We start from the raw sequence: 19,370 nt of genomic DNA, 5'->3' as shown, positions 1-19,370 counted from the left end.
CCCGGCGCAGGCGCTCGGGGCGTAACTCGACCGATCGGACCCACGGCCCGTTCGGGAGTGCAACCTCAATCACCTGCGCAGGTCGCCCGCAGCTAGCGGATCCTTCAGCCACCGGACCCTTGCGGGACACGGCGACAACCAGCGGTCTTTGGCTTCTTCAGGAGGTTACGCGAACGGGCCGCGGCCAGGCAAATCGGCTCTACTGCTGGAGCATGTCCTGGAAGTCCACGGTGTCCGAGGAGGTGGGCTCGGTGACCGTCACGGTGGTGCCGTAGTCCGAGTAGTAGACCGTGGAGTCGTAGGCGCCGTTGTTGCTGGTGGCCTGCTCACGCTTCTTGACCAGCAGGTTCTCGCCGTCGACCCACAGGTCGATGGTCTCGGTGTCCATGCCGGAGGACTCCAGCTGCTTCTGGAGGGCGTCCAGGTCGGACTGGCTCAGCTCCTTGGACTGCATCTTGGCGATCTCGGAGACCTTGACCGTGCCCGTGTAGTGCGTGGCCTTGACGCCCTTCACGTCCTCGGAACCCACGCTCTTGACCTTGCCCGTGGCGAGCAGCAGCTCCACCGAGCGCGACGGGTTGTTGTTCTGCATCTGGTCCTTCAGGAACGCGCCCGAGGGACCCGCCTTCTGGGCCAGCACGTCGTAGTCGTACTTCACCCAGTGCTTGCCGCCGCCGGCCTGCGCGGCGAACTCGTCGCCCATGTTCAGGAACATCGCGTCCGGGGTGTACCGCGCGTCCATCGGCTTGCCCGCGATGGGCGACGAGGCGACGGCGCCGCCGTTCTGGGTGATGGACATGTTGGCCCGGATACCGTCGGCCCAGTCCATCGAACCGGACATCTGCGAGTTCTGCTCGCCCATCTTGGTGGTGCCCTCGACCTTGGCCGAGTTCTTCTTGTCCGTCTGCTGCGAGGCCAGCTTGAGCGCCGCCAGCGGGCTCATCCCGGACTGGCCCGACTTCTCCCCCGCCTTGTCGCCGGCCTTGTCATCGCCGGACTTCTCGCTACCGCACGCGGTGAGGCCGACCATCAGAACGACGCTTCCGGCGGCTATCGCCCAACGCACACCGACATGAGTACCGCGCACGGCTCCCCCTAGTTTTTATTTCTCTTTTACGCCTGTGCTGAGTGACTTTAGCGGAGGTGTCCGACAACGGAAGAAGCCGGGCCCCCGCACCTTCGACGCGGTGCGGGGGCCCGGCGGTTGCACACCGTGGTGCGCCGGTTCAGAAGCCGCCTCAGACGGCCTCTTCCTCGGCCAGCAGGTTGCGGGTGCGGTTGGCGTCCAGCGGGATGCCGGGGCCCATCGTGGTGGTCAGGGTCGCCTTCTTGATGTAGCGGCCCTTCGCGGCGGACGGCTTGAGGCGGTTGACCTCCTCGAGCGCCGCGGCGTAGTTCTCCACCAGCTTGGTCTCGTCGAACGAGAGCTTGCCGATGATGAAGTGCAGGTTGGCGTGCTTGTCGACGCGGAACTCGATCTTGCCGCCCTTGATCTCCGTGACGGCCTTGGCGACGTCCGGGGTGACCGTGCCGGTCTTCGGGTTCGGCATCAGACCACGCGGACCGAGCACCCGGCCGAGACGGCCGACCTTGCCCATGAGGTCCGGGGTGGCGACAACGGCGTCGAAGTCCAGACGGCCCTTGGACACCTCGTCGATGAGCTCGTCGGAGCCGACGATGTCGGCGCCGGCGGCCTCCGCGGCCGCAGCACGGTCACCGGTCGCGAAGACCAGGACCCGGGCGGTCTTACCGGTGCCGTGCGGCAGGTTCACGGTGCCGCGGACCATCTGGTCGGCCTTGCGCGGGTCGACGCCCAGGCGCATGGCGACCTCGACGGTCGCGTCGAACTTGGTCGCGGAGGTGTCCTTCGCCAGCCGGACGGCCTCGAGCGGGGCGTACGCGCGCTCCCGGTCGATCTTGGCGTCCGCAGCGCGGAGAGTCTTGCTGCGCTTGCTCACTCTTGCTCCTGATGTCTGTGGAGTTCGTGGTCCGGGCCAGCGCTTGGCCCTGCCACAGATGGCCGCGAGGGCCGTCGGCCCTCACTGTGGAGGTGTCAGCCCTCGACCGTGATGCCCATGGAGCGGGCGGTGCCGGCGATGATCTTCTCGGCGGCGTCCAGGTCGTTGGCGTTCAGGTCGGGCATCTTGGTGGTGGCGATCTCACGCACCTGGTCGCGGGTGATCTTGGCGACCTTGGTCTTGTGCGGCTCGCCGGAGCCCTTCTCCACGCCCGCGGCCTTGAGGATCAGCTTGGCGGCCGGCGGGGTCTTGGTCACGAAGGTGAAGGAGCGGTCCTCGTAGACCGTGATCTCCACCGGCACGACCATGCCGCGCTGCGACTCGGTCGCGGCGTTGTAGGCCTTGCAGAACTCCATGATGTTGACGCCGTGCTGACCCAGCGCGGGGCCGACCGGCGGGGCCGGGTTCGCGGCGCCGGCCTGGATCTGGAGCTTGATCAGCCCCGTGACCTTCTTCTTCTTGGGAGGCATGCTCTCTCCGGGTCCTAGTGAGAGGTTGTTCGCCTCCGAACCGGATCATCCGGATGGAGGCATACCGCACAACGATAACGGGTATAGCTGTGCGCCTTAAAACCGAGCAGGTCAGACCGGCCGCGAAAGCCCGTCTGACCTGTTCGGAAGTTCTCGTGATGAGACTTAGTTCTTCTGGATCTGGTCGAAGCTCAGCTCGACCGGGGTCTCCCGGCCGAAGATCTCCACCAGGCCCTTGACCTTCTTGGAGTCGGCGTTGATCTCGTTGATCGTCGCCTGGAGGGTCGCGAACGGGCCGTCGGTGACGGTGACCGAGTCGCCGACCTCGAAGTCCAGCACCTGGACCTCGACCTTGCGGCTCGGCGCCGGCATACCGCTCTCCTCGGCGGCGGCCTTGGCGGCCTTCTCCTCGGCCTCGGGGGCGAGCATCTTGACGATCTCGTCCAGGGTCAGCGGGTACGGGTCGTAGGCGTTGCCCACGAAGCCGGTGACGCCCGGGGTGTTACGGACCACACCCCACGATTCGTTCGTCAGGTCCATGCGGACGAGCACATAGCCGGGCAGCTTGTTCTGCCGGACGTTCTTGCGCTCGCCGTTCTTGATCTGGACGATCTCTTCCTCGGGGACCTCGGCCTGGTAGATGAAGTCCTCGACGTTCAGCGAGACGGCACGCTGCTCCAGGTTGGCCTTCACGCGCTTCTCATAGCCCGCGTAGGTGTGGATCACATACCACTCACCGGGCAGCCCACGCAGCTCCTCGCGGAGCGCCTCGACCGGGTCGACCTCGGTCGCGTCGACCGCCTCGCCCAGCCCTTCCGGCTCGGCCTTCTCGTCCTCGAGGGCCTTCTCGTCCTCGACACGCAGCGCGTCCTCCTCGGCGGGCACACCCGCCGCGGCGTCGGCTGCTTCAGCCTGGTCGGAGTCCGCCGCCTCGACGATGTCGAGCTCGTCCTCACGGGACTCGACGGGCTCGGCGGCGTCGTTCAGGTTCGGGTCAGACACTGTGGCTGCTTCTTCCTGGCTTCAAAGGGGTGGAACGTGCGAAAGAGGCGACGCCGGGAAAGCGGTCGCCCTTCGCGAGGGTCTCAGCCAAAGACGTACTTGATGGCGTTGTTGAACCCATAGTCAATCACGGTCACGATGCCAATCATGATGACGACGAAGACGATCACCACGCTGGTGTACGTCGACAGCTGACCGCGCGTGGGCCAGACGACCTTCCGCAGCTCAGCGATGATCTGGCGGTAGAAAAGCGCGAGCCGGCCGAAAGGCCCCTTCTTCGCGCGCTTGCCGCCACGGCGGCTCTTGGTCGCCACTTCATCCTCGGGACGACCGCTTTCAGGCGTCGCGGTGGAGCCAAGGGCTTCCGTCACTCGTCCTCACCTGAATCCGGGTCGTGGCCGTGCCGCGTCCGGCCCGGCCGCACAGCGGTGCTTGTCCTTGCGTACGCATGCACGCACCCTCATCACAGTGCGTGTAGCAGGGCCGGAGGGACTTGAACCCCCAACCGCTGGTTTTGGAGACCAGTGCTCTACCAATTGAGCTACGACCCTTTGCGGCACTCCCAACCTACCGCATACATCCGGCTGCACGGAGTGTGCGGTCGGATCCGGCTGTTGATCGGCCAACGACGGATGAGTGTACGTGCTTGACGGCCGGGCGTCGAACGAGAAGCGCGCGAAGTCTCCGCAAACCCGTGTGCCACCCATTTCGCCCGTCTGCGACGATGCATCTATGACCGCTGCTACTCCCCCTGCACAGTCCCCGACCGACCGGCGGGTATCGGCCCGGATCGGCGCGATCTCCGAGTCCGCGACCCTCGCCGTCGACGCCAAGGCCAAGGCCCTCAAGGCCGCGGGCCGTCCGGTGATCGGCTTCGGCGCCGGTGAGCCCGACTTCCCCACGCCCGACTACGTGGTCGACGCCGCGGCGGCGGCCTGCCGCGACCCGAAGTACCACCGCTACACCCCGGCCGGCGGGCTGCCCGAGCTCAAGGCCGCGATCGCCGCGAAGACGCTGCGCGACAGCGGGTACGAGGTCGAGGCGGCCCAGATCCTGGTGACCAACGGCGGTAAGCAGGCGATCTACGAGGCGTTCGCCGCGATCCTGGACCCGGGCGACGAGGTCATCGTTCCCGCGCCCTACTGGACGACCTACCCGGAGTCGATCCGGCTGGCCGGCGGTGTCCCGGTGGAGGTCGTCGCCGACGAGACGACCGGCTACCGCGTCTCCGTCGAGCAGCTGGAGGCGGCCCGCACCAAGAACACCAAGGTGCTGCTCTTCGTCTCCCCCTCCAACCCCACCGGCGCGGTCTACAGCCGTGAGCAGATCGAGGAGATCGGCCGCTGGGCCGCCGAGCACGGGCTGTGGGTGCTGACCGACGAGATCTACGAGCACCTGGTCTACGGCGACGCAGAATTCCACTCGCTGCCGGTCGTGGTGCCCGAGCTGCGGGACAAGTGCATCGTGGTCAACGGGGTCGCGAAGACGTACGCGATGACCGGCTGGCGGGTGGGCTGGGTCATCGGTCCCAAGGACGTCATCAAGGCCGCGACCAACCTCCAGTCGCACGCCACCTCGAATGTGAGCAATGTCGCTCAGGTCGCCGCGCTGACCGCCGTCGCGGGCGATCTGGACGCCGTGGCCACGATGCGCGAGGCGTTCGACCGCCGCCGCCGCACCATCGTGCGGATGCTGAACGAGATCGACGGCGTCGAGTGCCCGGAGCCGGAGGGCGCCTTCTACGCCTACCCCTCGGTCAAGGGGCTGCTCGGCAAGGAGATCCGCGGCAAGCGGCCGCGGACCACCGTCGAGCTGGCGGAGCTGATCCTGGAGGAGGCCGAGGTCGCGGTGGTCCCGGGCGAGGCGTTCGGCACCCCCGGCTATCTGCGGCTGTCCTACGCGCTGGGCGACGAGGACCTCGTCGAGGGCGTCTCCCGGCTCCAGAAGCTGCTGGGCGAGGCGAGCGCGTAAGGCGCCGCGTCCGCACGTACGTCCGCTCGTACGCCTGGACGCGGGTCCGCGAGCACATGGGAACGGGCCGGAATCCGCGGGGACGGATCCGGCCCGTTTCGCATGTGTGCGCCTCCCCGTTCGGGGAAAGCGGTACCGACCGATCCGGTCGTGCGGCAGTATCTGCTGATGGCACGCGATGTACACCTGCTCCCCAAAGCGCATCTGCATCTTCACTTCACCGGCTCCATGCGCCCCGCGACCCTCCTCGAACTCGCCGACAAGTACGGCGTCCACCTCCCCGAGGCACTGAGCGGCGGCGAGCCGCCGAAGCTGCGCGCGACCGATGAGCGCGGCTGGTTCCGCTTCCAGCGGCTGTACGACATCGCACGCTCCTGCCTCCGCGAGCCCGACGACATCCGGCGGCTGGTGCGCGAGGCGGCCCAGGAGGATGTGCGGGACGGGGCCCAGTGGCTGGAGATCCAGGTGGACCCCACCTCGTACGCCCCGCGCCTGGGCGGGCTGACCCCGGCGATCGAGGTCATCCTGGACGCGGTCGAGAGCGCCTCCGCGGACACCGGGCTGGGGATCAGGGTGCTGATCGCCGCCAACCGCATGAAGCATCCGCTGGAGGCGCGCACCCTCGCCCGGCTCGCGGTGCGCTACGCGGACCGCGGCGTCGTCGGCTTCGGCCTCTCCAACGACGAACGGCGCGGATTCGCCCGTGACTTCGACCGGGCCTTCGCCATCGCCCGGGACGGCGGGCTGCTGGCGGCGCCGCACGGCGGCGAGCTCTCGGGCCCCGGCAGCGTGCGGGACTGCCTGGACGACCTCGGCGCGATCCGGGTCGGCCACGGGGTGCGCGCGGCGGAGGACCCGCGGCTGCTCACCCGGCTCGCCGAGCGCCAGGTGACCTGCGAGGTGTGCCCGTCGTCCAACGTGGCGCTCGGGGTCTACGAGAAGCCCGAGGACGTGCCGCTGCGCACGCTGTACGACGCGGGGGTGCCGATGGCGCTCGGGGCGGACGACCCGCTGCTGTTCGGCTCACGGCTGGCGGCGCAGTACGAGCTGGCGCGCGAGCACCATGGCTTCACGGACGCCGAACTGGCCGAGCTGGCCCGTCAGTCGGTACGCGGTTCGGCCGCGCCGGAGGAGGTGCGGCAGCGGATGCTGGCGGACATCGACGACTGGCTGGCGGGCTGACCTACTCACGTGAGCAGGTTGGATCACAGGCTCACGCCCACCGTCACCGGCTCGTTGACCAGCCGGATCCCGAACGCCTCCTCGACCCCGGCCACCACCTCACGGGCCAGCGCCAGCAGATCCTCGGTCGTGGCCTCGCCCCGGTTGGTGAGGGCGAGCGTGTGCTTGGTGGAGATCCGGGCCGGGCCGGTGCCGTAGCCCTTGGTGAAGCCCGCCTTGTCGATCAGCCAGGCCGCGGAGGTCTTGGTCAGACCGCCGCCCGCCGGGAAGGCGGGCGGCGCGGTGTCCGGGCCGAGGCGTTCGGCGACGCGGGCCAGGAAGGCGGCGTAGGCGTCCTCGGTGAGCACCGGGTTGGTGAAGAACGACCCCGCGGACCAGGTGTCGTGATCCCCGGGGGCGAGCACCATGCCCTTGCCCGTGCGCAGCCCCAGGACGGTCTCACGGGCCACGGCGGCCGGCACCCGGTCCCCCACCTCGACACCGAGCACCCGTGCGGTCTCGGCGTAGCGGACGGGTGCGGAGAGCCCGTCGGCGTCCTCGAGGCCGAAGCGGACCCGGAGCACCACATGGCGGTCGGGGTCGGCCTTGAAGCGGCTGTGGCGGTAGGAGAAGGCGCAGTCGGCGTTGGGGATCGTGACGACCTCGTCGGCGCGGCGATCGTAGGCGATCACCTCGGTGATCGTGGTGGAGACCTCCTGGCCGTAGGCGCCGACGTTCTGTATCGGCGTCGCTCCCGCGGAACCGGGGATTCCGGCGAGGCATTCGATGCCCGCGAGCCCCGCCCGGACCGTACGGGCCACGGCGTCCGACCAGTTCTCGCCCGCGGCGAGCTCCAGACGGGTGCCGTCGAGGGTGAAACCGCTGGTCGCGATGTGCAGCGCGGTGCCGTCGAAGCCCTTGTCGGCGATGACCAGATTGCTGCCGCCGCCGATCACCAGCAGCGGGGTCCCGGCCGCGTCGGCCTCACGGACCGCGGCGATGACCTCGTCGTCCGTGGTGGCCGTGATCAGCCGGTTGGCCGGCCCGCCGAGGCGGAAGGTGGTGAGGGGCGCGAGGGGGGCGTCGTGGAGTTCCTGCACGCGCTCAAGGGTACGGGGGCGCCCCCTGGGGCCCCGAAGTGGCCGCCCCCGGTGTGGGGATCCGGGGGCCGACGGGCATGCGGCCCGTAAGAGGGCGCGCGGCGCCGCCAGGCGCCGCCCATCGCCCCGCGACGCCGCCCCACCTAACCGCGCGCCCTCTAAGGCGCTCGGACGGGCTTCACACGCTCTGGCGTGCTCTCCTCCGCCCGGGGGGCCACTCGGGCGCGGTCGAGGGCTCAGACGAGCCGTACTACGGCGCGGGCCCGGCCCAGCACCTTCTGGCCGGCGCTGGTCGCCGTGATGTCGAGGCGCACCGTACGGGCCTCGTCGTCCAGCTTGGCGGCGACCTTGGCGCCGATCTCGATGACCGCGCCCTTGTCGTCGTTGGGGACCACGACCGGCCTGGTGAAGCGGACGCCGTACTCGACGAGGGCGCCGGGGTCGCCGGCCCACTCGGTCACCACCCGGGCCGCCTCGGCCATGGTGTAGGCGCCATGGGCGATGACGTCGGGGAGGCCGACCTCCTTGGCGAACTTCTCGTTCCAGTGGATCGGGTTGAAGTCGCCCGACGCGCCCGCGTACCGCACGAGGTCGGCGCGGTTCACCCGGAACTCGCGCACCGGTACCTCGGTGCCGACCTCCACGGAGTCGTACGAGATCTTGGCCGTCATCTGCTCTCCTCCACCTCTGCGTCGGCGGCGCGGGCCACCAGCGTCGTGAACGACGTCGCTACATGATCACCCGCCTCGTCGTGGACCTCACCGCGGACGGACAGGATGTCGTTGCCCGCCAGCGACTTGATCGAGTCGATGATCGAGGTGACCCTCAGGCGGTCCCCCGCGCGGACCGGGCGGGTGTACTCGAACCGCTGATCGCCATGGACCACCCGGCTGTAGTCCAGTCCCAACTGCGGGTCCTCGACAACCTGCTTCCCGGCCGCCTTGAAGGTGATCGTGAAGATGAACGTCGGCGGGGCGATCACATCGGGGTAGCCGAGGGCCTTGGCCGCCTCGGGGTCGGTGTAGACCGGATTGGTGTCGCCGAGGGACTCGGCGAATTCCCGGATCTTCTCCCGGCCGACCTCGTACGGGGCGGTGGGCGGATAGGTCCGCCCTACGAAGGACTGGTCGAGCGCCATCGGCGCACACCTCCTGCGATTGAATTACCAACGAAACGAGGCCGCCCCCCGCGAGTGGGGGCGGCCTCGAATGAGAGCTTATTGCTATCGCGTCTCACGGTGCGCGGTGTGCGCGTTGCAACGCGGGCAGTGCTTCTTGATCTCAAGACGATCCGGGTCGTTGCGCCGGTTCTTCTTGGTGATGTAGTTCCGCTCCTTGCACTCCACGCAGGCCAGCGTGATCTTCGGGCGGACGTCGGTGGCAGCCACGTGAGTGCTCCTTGACGAACAGGCTAGGGGATTAACGCAGAAAGAGTAGCCGATCGAAGGACCGACCCCGCAATCGGCTACTGTCAGTAGCGGTGACCGGACTTGAACCGGTGACACAGCGATTATGAGCCGCTTGCTCTACCGACTGAGCTACACCGCTGCGATGCGAGTGACTCCCCGTTCAACCAGCGTAGCGGAACGGGAAGCCGCACACATCAGAGCCCCAATACGGAATCGAACCGTAGACCTTCTCCTTACCATGGAGACGCTCTGCCGACTGAGCTATTGGGGCGAGCGATGAAGACATTACACGGTCGGCCGCCGAAGGTGAAATCCGTATCGGCCCCTCGTCACCCTGGGCTCAGGCACCACACCGGTACGACTATTCGGCTCCTCCGCGAAGCCGCCCCCACCGCGTCCTAGGCTTCGGATCGCACCCGCGTGATCTTGGCTGCGCACGCATCCGACGCGTGCCCGGCGCGTCATCCGTCGAGTCACCCGTCGCGTGGTCGGAGCGTGCTCGGCGCGTTACCCGTGGGCCATGGCGTCACCGACACCGCCCTCGTCACGCATCCGTCGCGCGCCCTCGTGCGCCCCGCGTACGCCCCGCGAATCCCAGGAGTGCGATGCCCGAGAGCCAGCAGCAGCCGCAGCCTCAGCAGCCGCCCAGGAACGGCGGCGCGACCCCCGGCGAGCCCAGCGCGCTGGTGCTCGGCGGCGTCCGGCTCGCCGACGGGCGCACCGTGGACGTCCGGCTCAGCGGCGGGCGGATCGAGGCAGTGGGCACGGCGGGCAGCCTCGTCCCCGGCACCCGGCTGGACCTCGGCGGCTATCTGCTGCTGCCCGCCCCAGCCGAACCCCACGCCCACTGCGACACCGCCCTTACGGCCGACACGGCGGGCCCGGTCCCGTACGCCCCCGGCGACGTCCAGCGCCGCACCGTCGAGGCCGCCCTGCTCCAGCTCGGCCACGGCGCGACCGCGCTGCGCACCCATGTCCGCATCGGCGGGGTGCACGGACTGCGCTCCCTGGAGGCGGTCCTGGAGGCCGGGCGGGCCCTGCGCGGGCTCACCGAACTGAGCGCGGTGGCGGTGCCCCGGGTGCTGACCGGCACCGCCGGGGCGGACGGTCTGGCGGTGCTGCGGGACGCGGTGGGGACGGGCGCGTCGGTCATCGGCGGCTGCCCCGACCTCGACCCGGATCCGACCGGCCACGCCGAGGCCGTCCTCGACCTCGCCGCCCGCCACGGCTGCGCCGTCGATCTGCATACGGAGGGTGACGATCCGGCCCGCCTCGCCCGGCTCGCGGCGATGGCCGGGGGGCTGCGGCCGGGCGTCACCATCGGCCCCTGCGGCGGGCTGTCCCGGCTGCCCGCGGAGATGGTGGGGAGGGTCGCCGAGCGGCTGGCGGCGGCCGGGGTGACCGTCGTCTGCCTCCCCCAGGGCGACTGCTCCGGGCTGGAGCACCAGGGCGTTCGGGGAGCGCGCACCTGCGCCTGCGCGCCGGTGCGGCTGCTGCGCGCCGCGGGCGTCCGGGTGGCCGCGGGCAGCGGGGCGCTGCGGGACACGGCCAACCCGGTGGGCCGCGGCGATCCCCTGGAGGCCGCCTTTCTGCTGGCCTCCCGGGGCGAGCTGCGGCCGGAGGAGGCGTACGAGGCGGTGGCCGGGCGGGCCCGGTCCGCGATGGGGCTCCCCGAGGTGCGGGTGGAGGCCGGGTTCCCGGCGGAGCTGCTCGCGGTGCGCGGGGACGGCCTCGCGGGGGCGCTCTCGCTCGCGTACAGCAGGGTCGTGGTGCACCGGGGCCGGGTGGTGGCCCGTACCAGCGCGGTGCGGGAGTACTGCGACTCGGCGGCCGCGGTGGCGCTGGATCTGCCCCGGCAGACGCGGCCGCAGAGCGGCGGCGAGCAACAGTAGGCCCCCACGGCGTACGGTCGGGATCATGCGCATTGTCATCGCTGGTGGACATGGACAGATCGCGCTGCGGCTGGAGCGGCTGCTCACCGCGCGCGGAGACGAAGTGGCCGGCATCATCCGCAAACCGGAGCAGGCGGGCGCCCTGCTGGTGTCGGACACCGAACCGGTCGTCTGCGACCTCGAGACGGCCTCGCTGGAGGACGTGGTCAAGCATCTGGAAGGCGCGGACGCGGCCGTCTTCGCGGCCGGTGCGGGCCCCGGCAGCGGTGTCGCCCGTAAGGACACCGTCGACCGCCGGTCCGCGGTGCTCTTCGCGGACGCCGCCGAGCGGGCCGGGGTCCGGCGGTTCCTGATCATCTCCGCGATGGGCGCCGCCCATGAGCCGCCACCGGACACCGAACCGGTCTTCGCCGCCTATCTGCGCGCCAAGGCCGCGGCGGACGACGACATCCGCGCCCGGGCGGGCCTCGACTGGACCGTGCTGCGTCCGGGCCGGCTGACGAACGAGCCGGGCACCGGCCGGGTGAAGCTGGCCGAGCGCACGGGCCGTGCCGAGATCACCCGCGACGATGTGGCCGCGGTCCTGGTCGCTCTCCTGGACGAGCCCCGTACGGCGGGCCACACACTGGAGCTGATCAACGGCGACACGCCGGTGGCGGAGGCGGTGGCGGCTGTCGCAGAACAGGGGTGAGGACACGGGTCGGGCGATCGGTTCCGGCTGCCGCATCCTGCGGCCCGGCCGCCGATTCCGGCGGCTGACCCCGGCGGTTGATCGAGGCGGTCGCTTCCGGCCGTGGGTCCCGGCGGTCGGTCCGAGGCTCCGTTCCGGAGGCCGACCTCGGTGGCCGGTTCCGCCGTTCGACTTCGGCGGTCGGCTCGGCTCCGGCCCGGCCGCTCAGAAGTCCACCCGGGCCGGGGCGTCGGCCCGGGCCACGGACTCCTGGGCGTACTGCCGCTCGTACGCCGTCCGGATCCGTTCGATCCGCGGGTCCCGCGTCCCCGCCTCCGAGGCCGGATAGAGCAGGATCACCTCGTACGAGCGCTCCCGCTCGATCGTCCCGTTCCGGTCCCGCCACTGGCCCCGGCCGTCGTGGATCGTCAGACCGGCGGGGAAGCGCGGGGTGATCTGCCGGTTCACAAAGGCCAGGAACCGCTTCTCGGTGACGGGCGGCCCGCCGTCGGAGCGCTCGGTGCCGAAGTAGAGCCGGGTCTCGACGTACGGCTCGCCCCGGCCCACGGCGGCGGAGGCCGCCGCGGCGGGCGGGTCGTCCAGCGCGGCGTACGTGGCGACGGGGGCGGCCGCGGCAAGGGCGAAGGCCGCCCCGACGGCGGCCATACGGAGGCGTGGCTTCGTGGTCGGCGGAGTCGGCACGCGTGGCTTCGCAGTCGGCATCGTCCGATCGTCCCGACGCCGCGGACCCCCGGGGAAGAGCGCCTTACGGGCACATCCGTACGAGGCACGGGCGCCAGGCGGGGTGAACGCGCCCGGGCTCATTTCAGCGCGCCCTGGGCGTACACGTGCGGGAACGGGACTTTCTCTTGTTGGTTGAAGCGATCCGCCCTACTCTGCGGCCACCTGAATCTGACGAACCGTCAGATCGACGGAGTGGACAGGCTCACCACGAGGAGACCGGGGAGATGGCGAGATGACCGGCGAGACGAACGGCACGACCGAGCTGCCCCTGGTCATCAGCGTCGATGACCATGTGATCGAGCCCGCGCACCTCTTCGAGACCTGGCTCCCGGCCAAGTACCGGGACCGCGGCCCCAAGCCCCTCACGGCCGGAATCGGCGAACTGGCCTACATCGGCGGCAAGTACAAGTTCACCACCGACCCGGAGGGCCAGCAGACCGACTGGTGGCAGTACGAGGGCGACCTCTTCCCCTACAAGCGGATCATCGCCGCCGTCGGCTTCTCCCGCGACGAGATGACCCTCGACGGCATCACCCGCGAGCAGATGCGCCGCGGCTGCTGGGACCCCAAGGCCCGCCTGGCCGACATGGACCTCAACCATGTCGAGGCGTCACTGTGCTTCCCGACCTTCCCCCGCTTCTGCGGCCAGACCTTCGCCGAGGCGCGGGACAAGGAGGTCGGGCTCGCCTGCGTCCGCGCGTACAACGACTGGATGGTCGAGGAGTGGTGCGGCGACAGCGGCGGCCGCCTGATCCCGCTCTGCCTGATCCCCCTGTGGGACGTCGACCTCGCCGTCCAGGAGGTGCGCCGCAACGCGGCCCGTGGCGTCCGCGCGGTGACCTTCAGCGAGATCCCGACCTACCTCGGGCTCCCCAGCATCCACAGCGGCTACTGGGACCCCTTCTTCGCCGAATGCGAGGCCACGGGGACGGTCGTGTGCATGCACATCGGCTCCTCGTCCCAGATGCCCGCCGCCTCCCCCGACGCCCCACCGGCCGTCCAGGCCGCCCTGAGCTTCAACAACGCCATGGCCTCGATGATGGACTTCCTCTTCAGCGGCGTCCTGGTCTCCTTCCCGCGTCTGAAGCTGGCCTACGCCGAGGGCCAGATGGGCTGGATCCCCTACGCCCTGGAGCGCGCCGACGACGTCTGGGAGGAGCACCGCGCCTGGGGCGGCGTCCGCGACCTCATTCCCGAGCCGCCGTCCACGTACTACTACCGGCAGATCTACTGCTGCTTCTTCCGCGACCGGCACGGCGTCGCCTCACTGGACACGATCGGCGTGGACAACGCCACCTTCGAGACCGACTACCCCCACGTCGACTCCACCTGGCCGCACACCCGCCGCATCGCCGCCGAGCATGTGGCCGGGCTCTCGCCCGAGACCACGTACAAGATCCTCCGCGGCAACGCGATCCGCATGCTGGAGCTGGACCTCGACCGGCGCGGCTAAGCCGTGCGCGGCGGCTCCGGCGGCTCACTCGTGCGCGGCTGGTCCGAGCCGCAGTAGCGGCATTTGCGCGCGGCCTCGGGGATGTCCTCGGCGAGGCACTCCGGGCAGGTCTTGACCGGACCGGGCTCGCCGAACGCCTCCACACCCCGGCGGGCCTGGGTGAACTTGTACGGCACGACGATCAGGAAGTAGATGACGGCCATGAAGATGATGAAGTAGATCAGGGCGGCGATGAACGACCCGATGTTGAGGTAGGTCGAGCTGTTCCCCTGGGCTCCGAGCTGCCAGCCGAGTCCGACCGACTTGCCTCCTTGGAGCCGGGCGATGACCGGGTTGATCACGGAGTCGGTGAACGCCTTGATCAGCGTCGAGAACGCCAGCGCTGTGACCAGGCCGACGGCGACAACGATGACATCACCGCGCATGAGGAAGTTCTTGAAGCCCCTGAGCACGATCCGCCCTCTCTGTCCTGATACGGGGGAATCACCACCCTAGGAGCGGTCCTGCGGAGCCCACGGCGCGCCACACGGGCGGCCGCCCGTACGGCGGCAGGCCCCCGCGCAGACGCGAGTGGAGGACCGACGGCCCATGGACCGTGAGCCGCGGCGTGCGCCCGGTTTCCCAAACGACTTAAGCCATGCAATGAAATAAGCCGGGTCGCGAGGATTGACGTCCTTCGCCCGGCCTTGAATCATTCAGTCACCGAGCACCGTGACCACACCGGTGCTCCGGTGCGACGTGGCCGTGAACACACCGGCCACCGGGCTCGCTCCGCACCCTTCACGGCCGTGACCGCACCGGCCGACCCTGTCCTCAGAGGAAGGCATCGACGCTCATGAGACCTGTCAGGGCCCTGACAAGACCTGCCCTTCGCCCCACCCTGGTGGGCGCCCTCACAGCGGTCGCGGTGGCCGTCGGCCCCTGGCTGACTTCACCGGCGGGCGCCCAGGTGGCCCACACCGGCTCGGCCTCGGCGGGCGAGACCGTCAACGTCTACCTGACCACCACCTCCGGCTCGGACGGCCGTACCGTCGTCAAGGGCCTGGAGCGGCAGACGCCCATCACGTTCACGACGGGCGGCGGGGGCAATGTCACGGTCGACGAGTCCCGGACGTACCAGGAGTTCTCGGGCGCGGGCGCATCGTTCACGGACACCGCGGCATGGCTGTTCAACAGCAGCGGCGCGCTGAGCCAGGGCACCCGCGACGAGGTGATGCGCAAGCTCTTCTCCCCCACCGACGGCATCGGTGTGAGCTTCCTGCGAAACCCGATGGGCGGCTCCGACCTCGCCCGTTTCGGCTACACCTTCGACGACGTACCGGCCGGACAGACCGACCCCGGCCTCACCAGATTCTCGATCGACCACGACCTGGCCGACGTCCTGCCACTGACCCAGCGGGCCAGGCAGCTCAACCCGGCGCTGAAGGTCATGGCCTCGCCGTGGACCGCCCCCGCCTGGATGAAGGACAACGACCAGCTCAACCAGGGCTGGCTGGAGGCCCAGTACTACGGCACCTACGCGAACTACTTCGTGAAGTACCTCCAGGAGTACAAGAACCGCGGGGTGCCGATCGACTACGTGACCGTGCAGAACGAGCCCACCTGCTGCGGCGGCTATCCGTCGATGCAGTGGAACGGCTCCGGACTCAACTACTTCACCAAGAGCGAGCTGCTGCCCAAGCTGGCGAACGCGGGCCTGAGCACCAAGGTGCTCGCCCTCGACTGGAACTGGGACCAGTGGTCGGGCTACGGCGCGCCCGTCGTGGACGACGCCGCCATCCGCAACCACCCCAACTTCGGCGGCATCGCCTGGCACGGCTACGGCGGCGACGTCCGCCAGCAGACGACCGTCCACAACCAGTACCCCAACGTGGACGCCTTCGACACCGAGCACTCCGGCGGCACCTGGATCGCCAACCAGCAGAAGGAGGACATGCACAACCTGATCGACTACACCCGCAACTGGGGCAGGAGCTGGATCAAGTGGAGCCTCGCGGTCGATCAGAACAAGGGCCCCCACAACGGCGGCTGCTCCACCTGCACCGGCCTGGTCACCGTGCACAACGGCGACAGCCAGAGCGGCAGGGTGGACTACACCGTCGAGTACTACACGATGGGCCACCTCACGAAGTTCGTGAAACCGGGCGCCCGCCGCATCGACTCCAGCGCCAGCTCGACCGTCCCCAACGTGGCCTGGAAGAACCCTGACGGCTCCAAGGCGCTGATCGCCTACAACGACACCGGCGGCCAGCAGACGCTGAAGGTCAACTGGGGCGGCCAGTCCTTCACCTACCAGCTCCCCGCCGGGGCCTCCGCCACCTTCACCTGGAGCGGCAACCAGGCGTAGGCGCGGCGCCGGTACGCGGCCCCGCTCGCACGCCAATGGCCCCTGACCGCGCGCCCGAGGCTCAGGGGCCATTCCCTCGGCGTGGCGGCGCCAGGATCCGGGCCCGGGTCCGGGCGCGCCGCCCGATGACGGTGTCGCGGAGCGAGGCCGCCAGTACGGCGCCCACCATGGGGGCCAGCAGATAGACCCAGAGGAAGTCGAGGCGGCCCTCGACGATCGCCGGTCCGAACTGGCGGGCCGGGTTGACCGAACCGCCCGTCGTGGTCCCCAGCACCGCGATCGCCGCTCCGATCAGGAACCCGACGAGCCAGGGGACCAGCGGCACCAGCCTGGGCACCGCGAGGAAGATCCCGACGAGGAGGACGATGACGCCCATGGACACGGCCTCCGCCGCGAACAGCGCCCCGGCCGACCAGCCCCGGCCGGGCCGCAACGCGGCATCGACCACCGGCGGTCTGCCCGCGGCCGGCCCCCATACGGCACGGCCCGCGAGTGCGCCGAGCAGGGATCCGGCCAGCTGGGCGGCGATACAGGGCACGACTGCCGTACCGGGGAGCAGCCCGAAGCGCCACATGGCGATCGAGATGGCCGGGTTGATATGTCCGCCCGATGCCTTCCCGCCGGGGCTGACGATGAGCCCGGCGAGGAGGAGGCCCACGCATCCGCCGATGATGAGCAGCTGCATATGTATCTGCTGGACCACGGCCGACACGGGCGACGGCCCCGCCACCCAGCGCACGATCGTGACGACGCCGAAGAGCAGCACGAACGTCAGAAGGAACTCCAGGGCGCTGTTCCGGCCCACCGTCCGCCAGGTGACCGGCCCGGCCGGGACGAGGTCGGCCGGCGCGTCATGGGGTCCGGCGGCGTGATCCATGGTGGCGGCCCCGCGCGAGGGGTGGCTGTGCCGAAGCCGGTCCCGAGGCACCGGTTCGGACGCACCGGTCCAACGGCACCCGGTGCAGGCGGACCGGGTTCAGGGGCACCGGTTCAGGGAGACCGGGCGGACCGGGTTCAGGGGCAGATGACCACCTTGCCCCGCACCCGGTTCTCCACCGCGCGGTAGGCGTCCACGCTGTCCTCCAGGCTGTAGCGGCCGGCGATGGACTGGGGCCGGAAGTCACCGGAGTCGAAGAACGGGACGAGCCGCTGGAGCCGTGCGCCCGATTCGACGAGGTCGTAACGCGTGCTGTTGCATCCGTAGACCCGGGTCTCGTTGCGGTACAACTCGACCAGGTCGATCTCCACGGTCGGCGGGCCCACGGAGCTGATCACCACGAGCCGGCCCCGGTGGGCCAGCGAGGCCAGCGCCGTCGGTGTAGTGACGCCACCGACCGCGTCGTACACCACGTCCGCACCCTTGCCCGCGGTGACGCGCTTGATCTCCGAGGCGGCCTCCTGAGGGCTTCCGCCGAGCGTGACGAACTCCCTGATGATCGCCGCGGCCGGGGTCCCCTCGGCGGGGCGGACCCGGTCCACACCGATCACCCAGGCGCCGAGGGTATGGGCGACCTGCGCGACGGCGCCGCCCACCCCGCCGGAGACGCCGAAGACCGCGATGGCCTCGTCCTTGCCCAGTTCGGCGGCCTCGACGGCACCGAGCCAGGCGGTGATGAAGTTGACCCCCACGGTCGAGGCTTCGTCGAAGCCCAGCCGCTCGGGCTTACGGGCCAGCGCGGCCGCCGGGATGTTGATCATCTGTGCGTGTGAGCCATCGCGGGTGAACCCGACGTCCCCGCCGGTGCCCCAGACCTCGACACCCACCCAGTCGCGCGGCCCGTCGACGACCACTCCGGCGAAGTCGCGCCCGGGGATGCGGGGAAGGGTCGTCTCCTCGAACCCGCCGGCGATGTTCACCAGGTCCGAGCGGCTCACCGAGGCCGCCTTGACTTCGATGACGGCTTCACCGTCGCCCGCGGCGGGGTCGGGCACCTCGGCCAGGCCCAGGACCTGGAGATCGCCGAAGCGGTCAAAACGCAGAGCACGCATGATGGCACCTCTCTCAGTCGGATTGGTGATCGACTCGCCATTGCGGCAGATCCCCCTCCACCGATCATCACGCGCAACCGCGACGCCCGCAGAACAAGGCGGGACCCGGGCTCAGCCATAAACCAAAACGGCCCCCGGCTGCGTTTTCGCAGCTCGGGGGCCGTTTCTTTGGCGTGGCGGCGCCAGGATTCGAACCTGGGTAGGCTAAGCCGACGGATTTACAGTCCGCTCCCATTGGCCACTCGGGCACACCGCCTGGGATATGGCCAGGTGCTCCGCTTTCGCGTCGCTGTTCCCTGGCAACGACGTAAACAATACCTGATGCCCAGGGGTGCTTCGCCACCCGGTTGATCGCCGCTGGATCATGGCCGAGATCGCTAGGCTGGCCGGAGCGGTCCGCTGGACCGTGCCACTGACGGATCTACGTACGAGGAGCCAACTCACGATGGCCGACTCCAGTTTCGACATCGTCTCGAAGGTCGAGCGGCAGGAGGTCGACAACGCTCTGAACCAGGCGAGCCGCGAGATCTCCCAGCGCTATGACTTCAAGAACGTCGGCGCCTCGATCGCATGGTCGGGCGAGCGGATCGAGATGCGGGCCAACTCCGAGGAGCGGGTCAAGGCGATCCTCGACGTCTTCCAGTCCAAGCTGGTCAAGCGCGGGATCTCGCTGAAGGCCCTGGACTCGGGCGAGCCGCAGGCCTCGGGCAAGGAGTACAAGATCTTCGCCTCGCTCCAGGAGGGGATCTCGCAGGAGAACGCGAAGAAGGTCGCCAAGATCATCCGCGATGAGGGGCCCAAGGGCGTCAAGGCGCAGGTGCAGGGCGAGGAGCTGCGGGTGACGTCCAAGAGCCGGGACGATCTCCAGGCCGTGATCGCCCTGATCAAGGGCAAGGACCTCGACTTCGCGGTGCAGTTCGTCAACTACCGGTAGGCGGACCGCCGAGTACGGCACGCCGGGGCCTCGGCCCCGGCGTTCGCGTACGCGGCGGTGTCGGGTCACGACGAGCCGTCGCCGCCGTGGCGAGTGAGCGGGCCACCGAGCGCTCCCGCGTCGTACTGCGCCGACTGCGCGGCTTCGAGGACGTACCCGAGGTACGCGACCTGCTGAATGAGCACGGACGGCTGCTCGCCGGGTGACCGGG

At 69.8% G+C, this 19,370-nt stretch carries 20 protein-coding genes and 4 tRNA genes; 7 read left to right on the top strand and 17 right to left on the bottom strand.

What is annotated here, in order from left to right:
• Nucleotides 1-199 precede the first annotated feature (199 nt).
• The 6 genes from AB0E24_RS20320 to AB0E24_RS20295 form a co-directional block, all read right to left on the bottom strand.
• Nucleotides 200-1,087: an SCO4651 family lipoprotein gene (locus tag AB0E24_RS20320; protein ID WP_308311549.1), complete on the bottom strand. Its 888-nt coding sequence runs from the start codon at nt 1,085-1,087 to the stop codon at nt 200-202.
• A gap of 151 nt (nt 1,088-1,238) precedes the next feature.
• On the bottom strand, nt 1,239-1,958 hold the full coding sequence (gene rplA, locus AB0E24_RS20315) for a 50S ribosomal protein L1 (protein WP_069865244.1): 720 nt from the start codon (nt 1,956-1,958) through the stop codon (nt 1,239-1,241).
• A gap of 95 nt (nt 1,959-2,053) precedes the next feature.
• Nucleotides 2,054-2,488, bottom strand: coding sequence for a 50S ribosomal protein L11 (gene rplK / locus AB0E24_RS20310; protein WP_020869305.1), 435 nt, complete (start codon nt 2,486-2,488; stop codon nt 2,054-2,056).
• A 165-nt stretch (nt 2,489-2,653) separates the two neighbouring features.
• Nucleotides 2,654-3,490, bottom strand: a complete 837-nt coding sequence (gene nusG, locus AB0E24_RS20305) for a transcription termination/antitermination protein NusG (RefSeq protein ID WP_069865246.1) — start codon at nt 3,488-3,490, stop codon at nt 2,654-2,656.
• Nucleotides 3,491-3,573: 83 nt separating this feature from the next.
• Nucleotides 3,574-3,861 (bottom strand): preprotein translocase subunit SecE, encoded by a 288-nt coding sequence (gene secE, locus AB0E24_RS20300; protein ID WP_069865248.1) that lies wholly within the window; start codon nt 3,859-3,861, stop codon nt 3,574-3,576.
• Nucleotides 3,862-3,968: 107 nt separating this feature from the next.
• Nucleotides 3,969-4,041 (bottom strand) — tRNA-Trp (locus tag AB0E24_RS20295).
• 181 nt (nt 4,042-4,222) lie between these two features.
• Between AB0E24_RS20295 and AB0E24_RS20290 the strand changes: the two genes are divergently transcribed.
• Nucleotides 4,223-5,461, top strand: a complete 1,239-nt coding sequence (locus AB0E24_RS20290; RefSeq protein ID WP_069865250.1) for a pyridoxal phosphate-dependent aminotransferase — start codon at nt 4,223-4,225, stop codon at nt 5,459-5,461.
• A gap of 168 nt (nt 5,462-5,629) precedes the next feature.
• Nucleotides 5,630-6,643, top strand: a complete 1,014-nt coding sequence (locus AB0E24_RS20285; protein WP_147966129.1) for an adenosine deaminase — start codon at nt 5,630-5,632, stop codon at nt 6,641-6,643.
• Nucleotides 6,644-6,666: 23 nt separating this feature from the next.
• Here AB0E24_RS20285 and AB0E24_RS20280 read toward each other — a convergent pair whose 3' ends face one another.
• From AB0E24_RS20280 to AB0E24_RS20255, 6 genes are all read right to left on the bottom strand, one after another.
• Nucleotides 6,667-7,722 carry a UDP-N-acetylmuramate dehydrogenase gene (locus AB0E24_RS20280; protein WP_359378682.1) on the bottom strand — a complete coding sequence of 352 codons (1,056 nt, stop codon included), beginning with the start codon at nt 7,720-7,722 and terminating at the stop codon, nt 6,667-6,669.
• A gap of 236 nt (nt 7,723-7,958) precedes the next feature.
• Nucleotides 7,959-8,393, bottom strand: coding sequence for a MaoC family dehydratase (locus AB0E24_RS20275; RefSeq protein ID WP_069865254.1), 435 nt, complete (start codon nt 8,391-8,393; stop codon nt 7,959-7,961).
• Complete coding sequence (locus AB0E24_RS20270; RefSeq protein WP_069865256.1) at nt 8,390-8,860, bottom strand: MaoC family dehydratase N-terminal domain-containing protein; 471 nt, start codon at nt 8,858-8,860, stop codon at nt 8,390-8,392. Before AB0E24_RS20270 ends, AB0E24_RS20275 begins: the two co-directional genes overlap by 4 nt.
• Before the next feature lie 84 nt (nt 8,861-8,944).
• On the bottom strand, nt 8,945-9,109 hold the full coding sequence (rpmG, locus tag AB0E24_RS20265) for a 50S ribosomal protein L33 (RefSeq protein WP_009715907.1): 165 nt from the start codon (nt 9,107-9,109) through the stop codon (nt 8,945-8,947).
• A gap of 87 nt (nt 9,110-9,196) precedes the next feature.
• Nucleotides 9,197-9,269, bottom strand: a tRNA-Met gene (locus AB0E24_RS20260).
• 59 nt (nt 9,270-9,328) lie between these two features.
• Nucleotides 9,329-9,401, bottom strand: a tRNA-Thr gene (locus tag AB0E24_RS20255).
• Nucleotides 9,402-9,735: 334 nt separating this feature from the next.
• On the opposite strand from AB0E24_RS20255, the gene AB0E24_RS20250 reads away from it, so the two are divergent.
• Nucleotides 9,736-11,022, top strand: coding sequence for an amidohydrolase family protein (locus AB0E24_RS20250; protein ID WP_100806540.1), 1,287 nt, complete (start codon nt 9,736-9,738; stop codon nt 11,020-11,022).
• A gap of 25 nt (nt 11,023-11,047) precedes the next feature.
• Complete coding sequence (locus AB0E24_RS20245) at nt 11,048-11,713, top strand: NAD(P)H-binding protein (RefSeq protein WP_069865261.1); 666 nt, start codon at nt 11,048-11,050, stop codon at nt 11,711-11,713.
• Nucleotides 11,714-11,917: 204 nt separating this feature from the next.
• Here the strand turns inward: AB0E24_RS20245 and AB0E24_RS20240 are convergent, their stop codons facing one another.
• Nucleotides 11,918-12,415: a DUF3574 domain-containing protein gene (locus tag AB0E24_RS20240; RefSeq protein ID WP_283885120.1), complete on the bottom strand. Its 498-nt coding sequence runs from the start codon at nt 12,413-12,415 to the stop codon at nt 11,918-11,920.
• A gap of 253 nt (nt 12,416-12,668) precedes the next feature.
• Between AB0E24_RS20240 and AB0E24_RS20235 the strand changes: the two genes are divergently transcribed.
• The gene (locus tag AB0E24_RS20235) at nt 12,669-13,889 is read left to right on the top strand and encodes an amidohydrolase family protein (protein WP_069865264.1); all 1,221 of its coding nucleotides are present in this window, start codon (nt 12,669-12,671) and stop codon (nt 13,887-13,889) included.
• On the opposite strand, the gene AB0E24_RS20230 is transcribed toward AB0E24_RS20235, so the two are convergent.
• A complete protein-coding gene (locus tag AB0E24_RS20230) occupies nt 13,886-14,341 on the bottom strand; it encodes an MscL family protein (RefSeq protein ID WP_069865266.1) in 456 nt (151 codons plus the stop codon). The genes AB0E24_RS20235 and AB0E24_RS20230 overlap by 4 nt on opposite strands.
• A gap of 383 nt (nt 14,342-14,724) precedes the next feature.
• Here AB0E24_RS20230 and AB0E24_RS20225 point away from each other — a divergent pair, with 383 nt between their 5' ends.
• The gene (locus AB0E24_RS20225; protein WP_435865303.1) at nt 14,725-16,236 is read left to right on the top strand and encodes a glycoside hydrolase family 30 protein; all 1,512 of its coding nucleotides are present in this window, start codon (nt 14,725-14,727) and stop codon (nt 16,234-16,236) included.
• Between the two features lie 61 nt (nt 16,237-16,297).
• Here the strand turns inward: AB0E24_RS20225 and AB0E24_RS20220 are convergent, their stop codons facing one another.
• The 3 genes from AB0E24_RS20220 to AB0E24_RS20210 all read right to left on the bottom strand — a co-directional run bounded on the left by AB0E24_RS20220 (nt 16,298) and on the right by AB0E24_RS20210 (nt 18,481).
• Nucleotides 16,298-17,113 carry an MIP/aquaporin family protein gene (locus AB0E24_RS20220; RefSeq protein ID WP_359378674.1) on the bottom strand — a complete coding sequence of 272 codons (816 nt, stop codon included), beginning with the start codon at nt 17,111-17,113 and terminating at the stop codon, nt 16,298-16,300.
• A 137-nt stretch (nt 17,114-17,250) separates the two neighbouring features.
• Nucleotides 17,251-18,225 (bottom strand): quinone oxidoreductase family protein, encoded by a 975-nt coding sequence (locus AB0E24_RS20215; protein ID WP_359378672.1) that lies wholly within the window; start codon nt 18,223-18,225, stop codon nt 17,251-17,253.
• A gap of 174 nt (nt 18,226-18,399) precedes the next feature.
• Nucleotides 18,400-18,481 (bottom strand) — tRNA-Tyr (locus tag AB0E24_RS20210).
• 189 nt (nt 18,482-18,670) lie between these two features.
• On the opposite strand from AB0E24_RS20210, the gene AB0E24_RS20205 reads away from it, so the two are divergent.
• Nucleotides 18,671-19,159, top strand: coding sequence for a YajQ family cyclic di-GMP-binding protein (locus tag AB0E24_RS20205; RefSeq protein ID WP_069865272.1), 489 nt, complete (start codon nt 18,671-18,673; stop codon nt 19,157-19,159).
• Nucleotides 19,160-19,370 lie beyond the last annotated feature (211 nt).

It is taken from the genome of Streptomyces malaysiensis subsp. malaysiensis (genome assembly GCF_040653035.1).
GTDB classification, from domain to species: Bacteria; Actinomycetota; Actinomycetes; order Streptomycetales; family Streptomycetaceae; genus Streptomyces; species Streptomyces malaysiensis.
Note: the sequence above shows the minus strand (reverse complement) of the source record. Positions and strands in the feature narration are given on the sequence as shown.

Excerpts from the sequence above, each read along its gene's own strand:
- rplK (WP_020869305.1), bottom strand. The coding sequence starts at position 2,488 with ATGCCTCCCAAGAAGAAGAAGGTCACGGGGCTGATCAAGCTCCAGATC.
- AB0E24_RS20290 (WP_069865250.1), top strand. The coding sequence starts at position 4,223 with ATGACCGCTGCTACTCCCCCTGCACAGTCCCCGACCGACCGGCGGGTA.
- AB0E24_RS20285 (WP_147966129.1), top strand. The coding sequence starts at position 5,630 with ATGGCACGCGATGTACACCTGCTCCCCAAAGCGCATCTGCATCTTCAC.
- AB0E24_RS20275 (WP_069865254.1), bottom strand. The coding sequence starts at position 8,393 with ATGACGGCCAAGATCTCGTACGACTCCGTGGAGGTCGGCACCGAGGTA.
- AB0E24_RS20270 (WP_069865256.1), bottom strand. The coding sequence starts at position 8,860 with ATGGCGCTCGACCAGTCCTTCGTAGGGCGGACCTATCCGCCCACCGCC.
- AB0E24_RS20250 (WP_100806540.1), top strand. The coding sequence starts at position 9,736 with ATGCCCGAGAGCCAGCAGCAGCCGCAGCCTCAGCAGCCGCCCAGGAAC.
- AB0E24_RS20245 (WP_069865261.1), top strand. The coding sequence starts at position 11,048 with ATGCGCATTGTCATCGCTGGTGGACATGGACAGATCGCGCTGCGGCTG.
- AB0E24_RS20240 (WP_283885120.1), bottom strand. The coding sequence starts at position 12,415 with ATGCCGACTGCGAAGCCACGCGTGCCGACTCCGCCGACCACGAAGCCA.
- AB0E24_RS20235 (WP_069865264.1), top strand. The coding sequence starts at position 12,669 with ATGACCGGCGAGACGAACGGCACGACCGAGCTGCCCCTGGTCATCAGC.
- AB0E24_RS20225 (WP_435865303.1), top strand. The coding sequence starts at position 14,725 with ATGAGACCTGTCAGGGCCCTGACAAGACCTGCCCTTCGCCCCACCCTG.
- AB0E24_RS20220 (WP_359378674.1), bottom strand. The coding sequence starts at position 17,113 with ATGGATCACGCCGCCGGACCCCATGACGCGCCGGCCGACCTCGTCCCG.
- AB0E24_RS20215 (WP_359378672.1), bottom strand. The coding sequence starts at position 18,225 with ATGCGTGCTCTGCGTTTTGACCGCTTCGGCGATCTCCAGGTCCTGGGC.
- AB0E24_RS20205 (WP_069865272.1), top strand. The coding sequence starts at position 18,671 with ATGGCCGACTCCAGTTTCGACATCGTCTCGAAGGTCGAGCGGCAGGAG.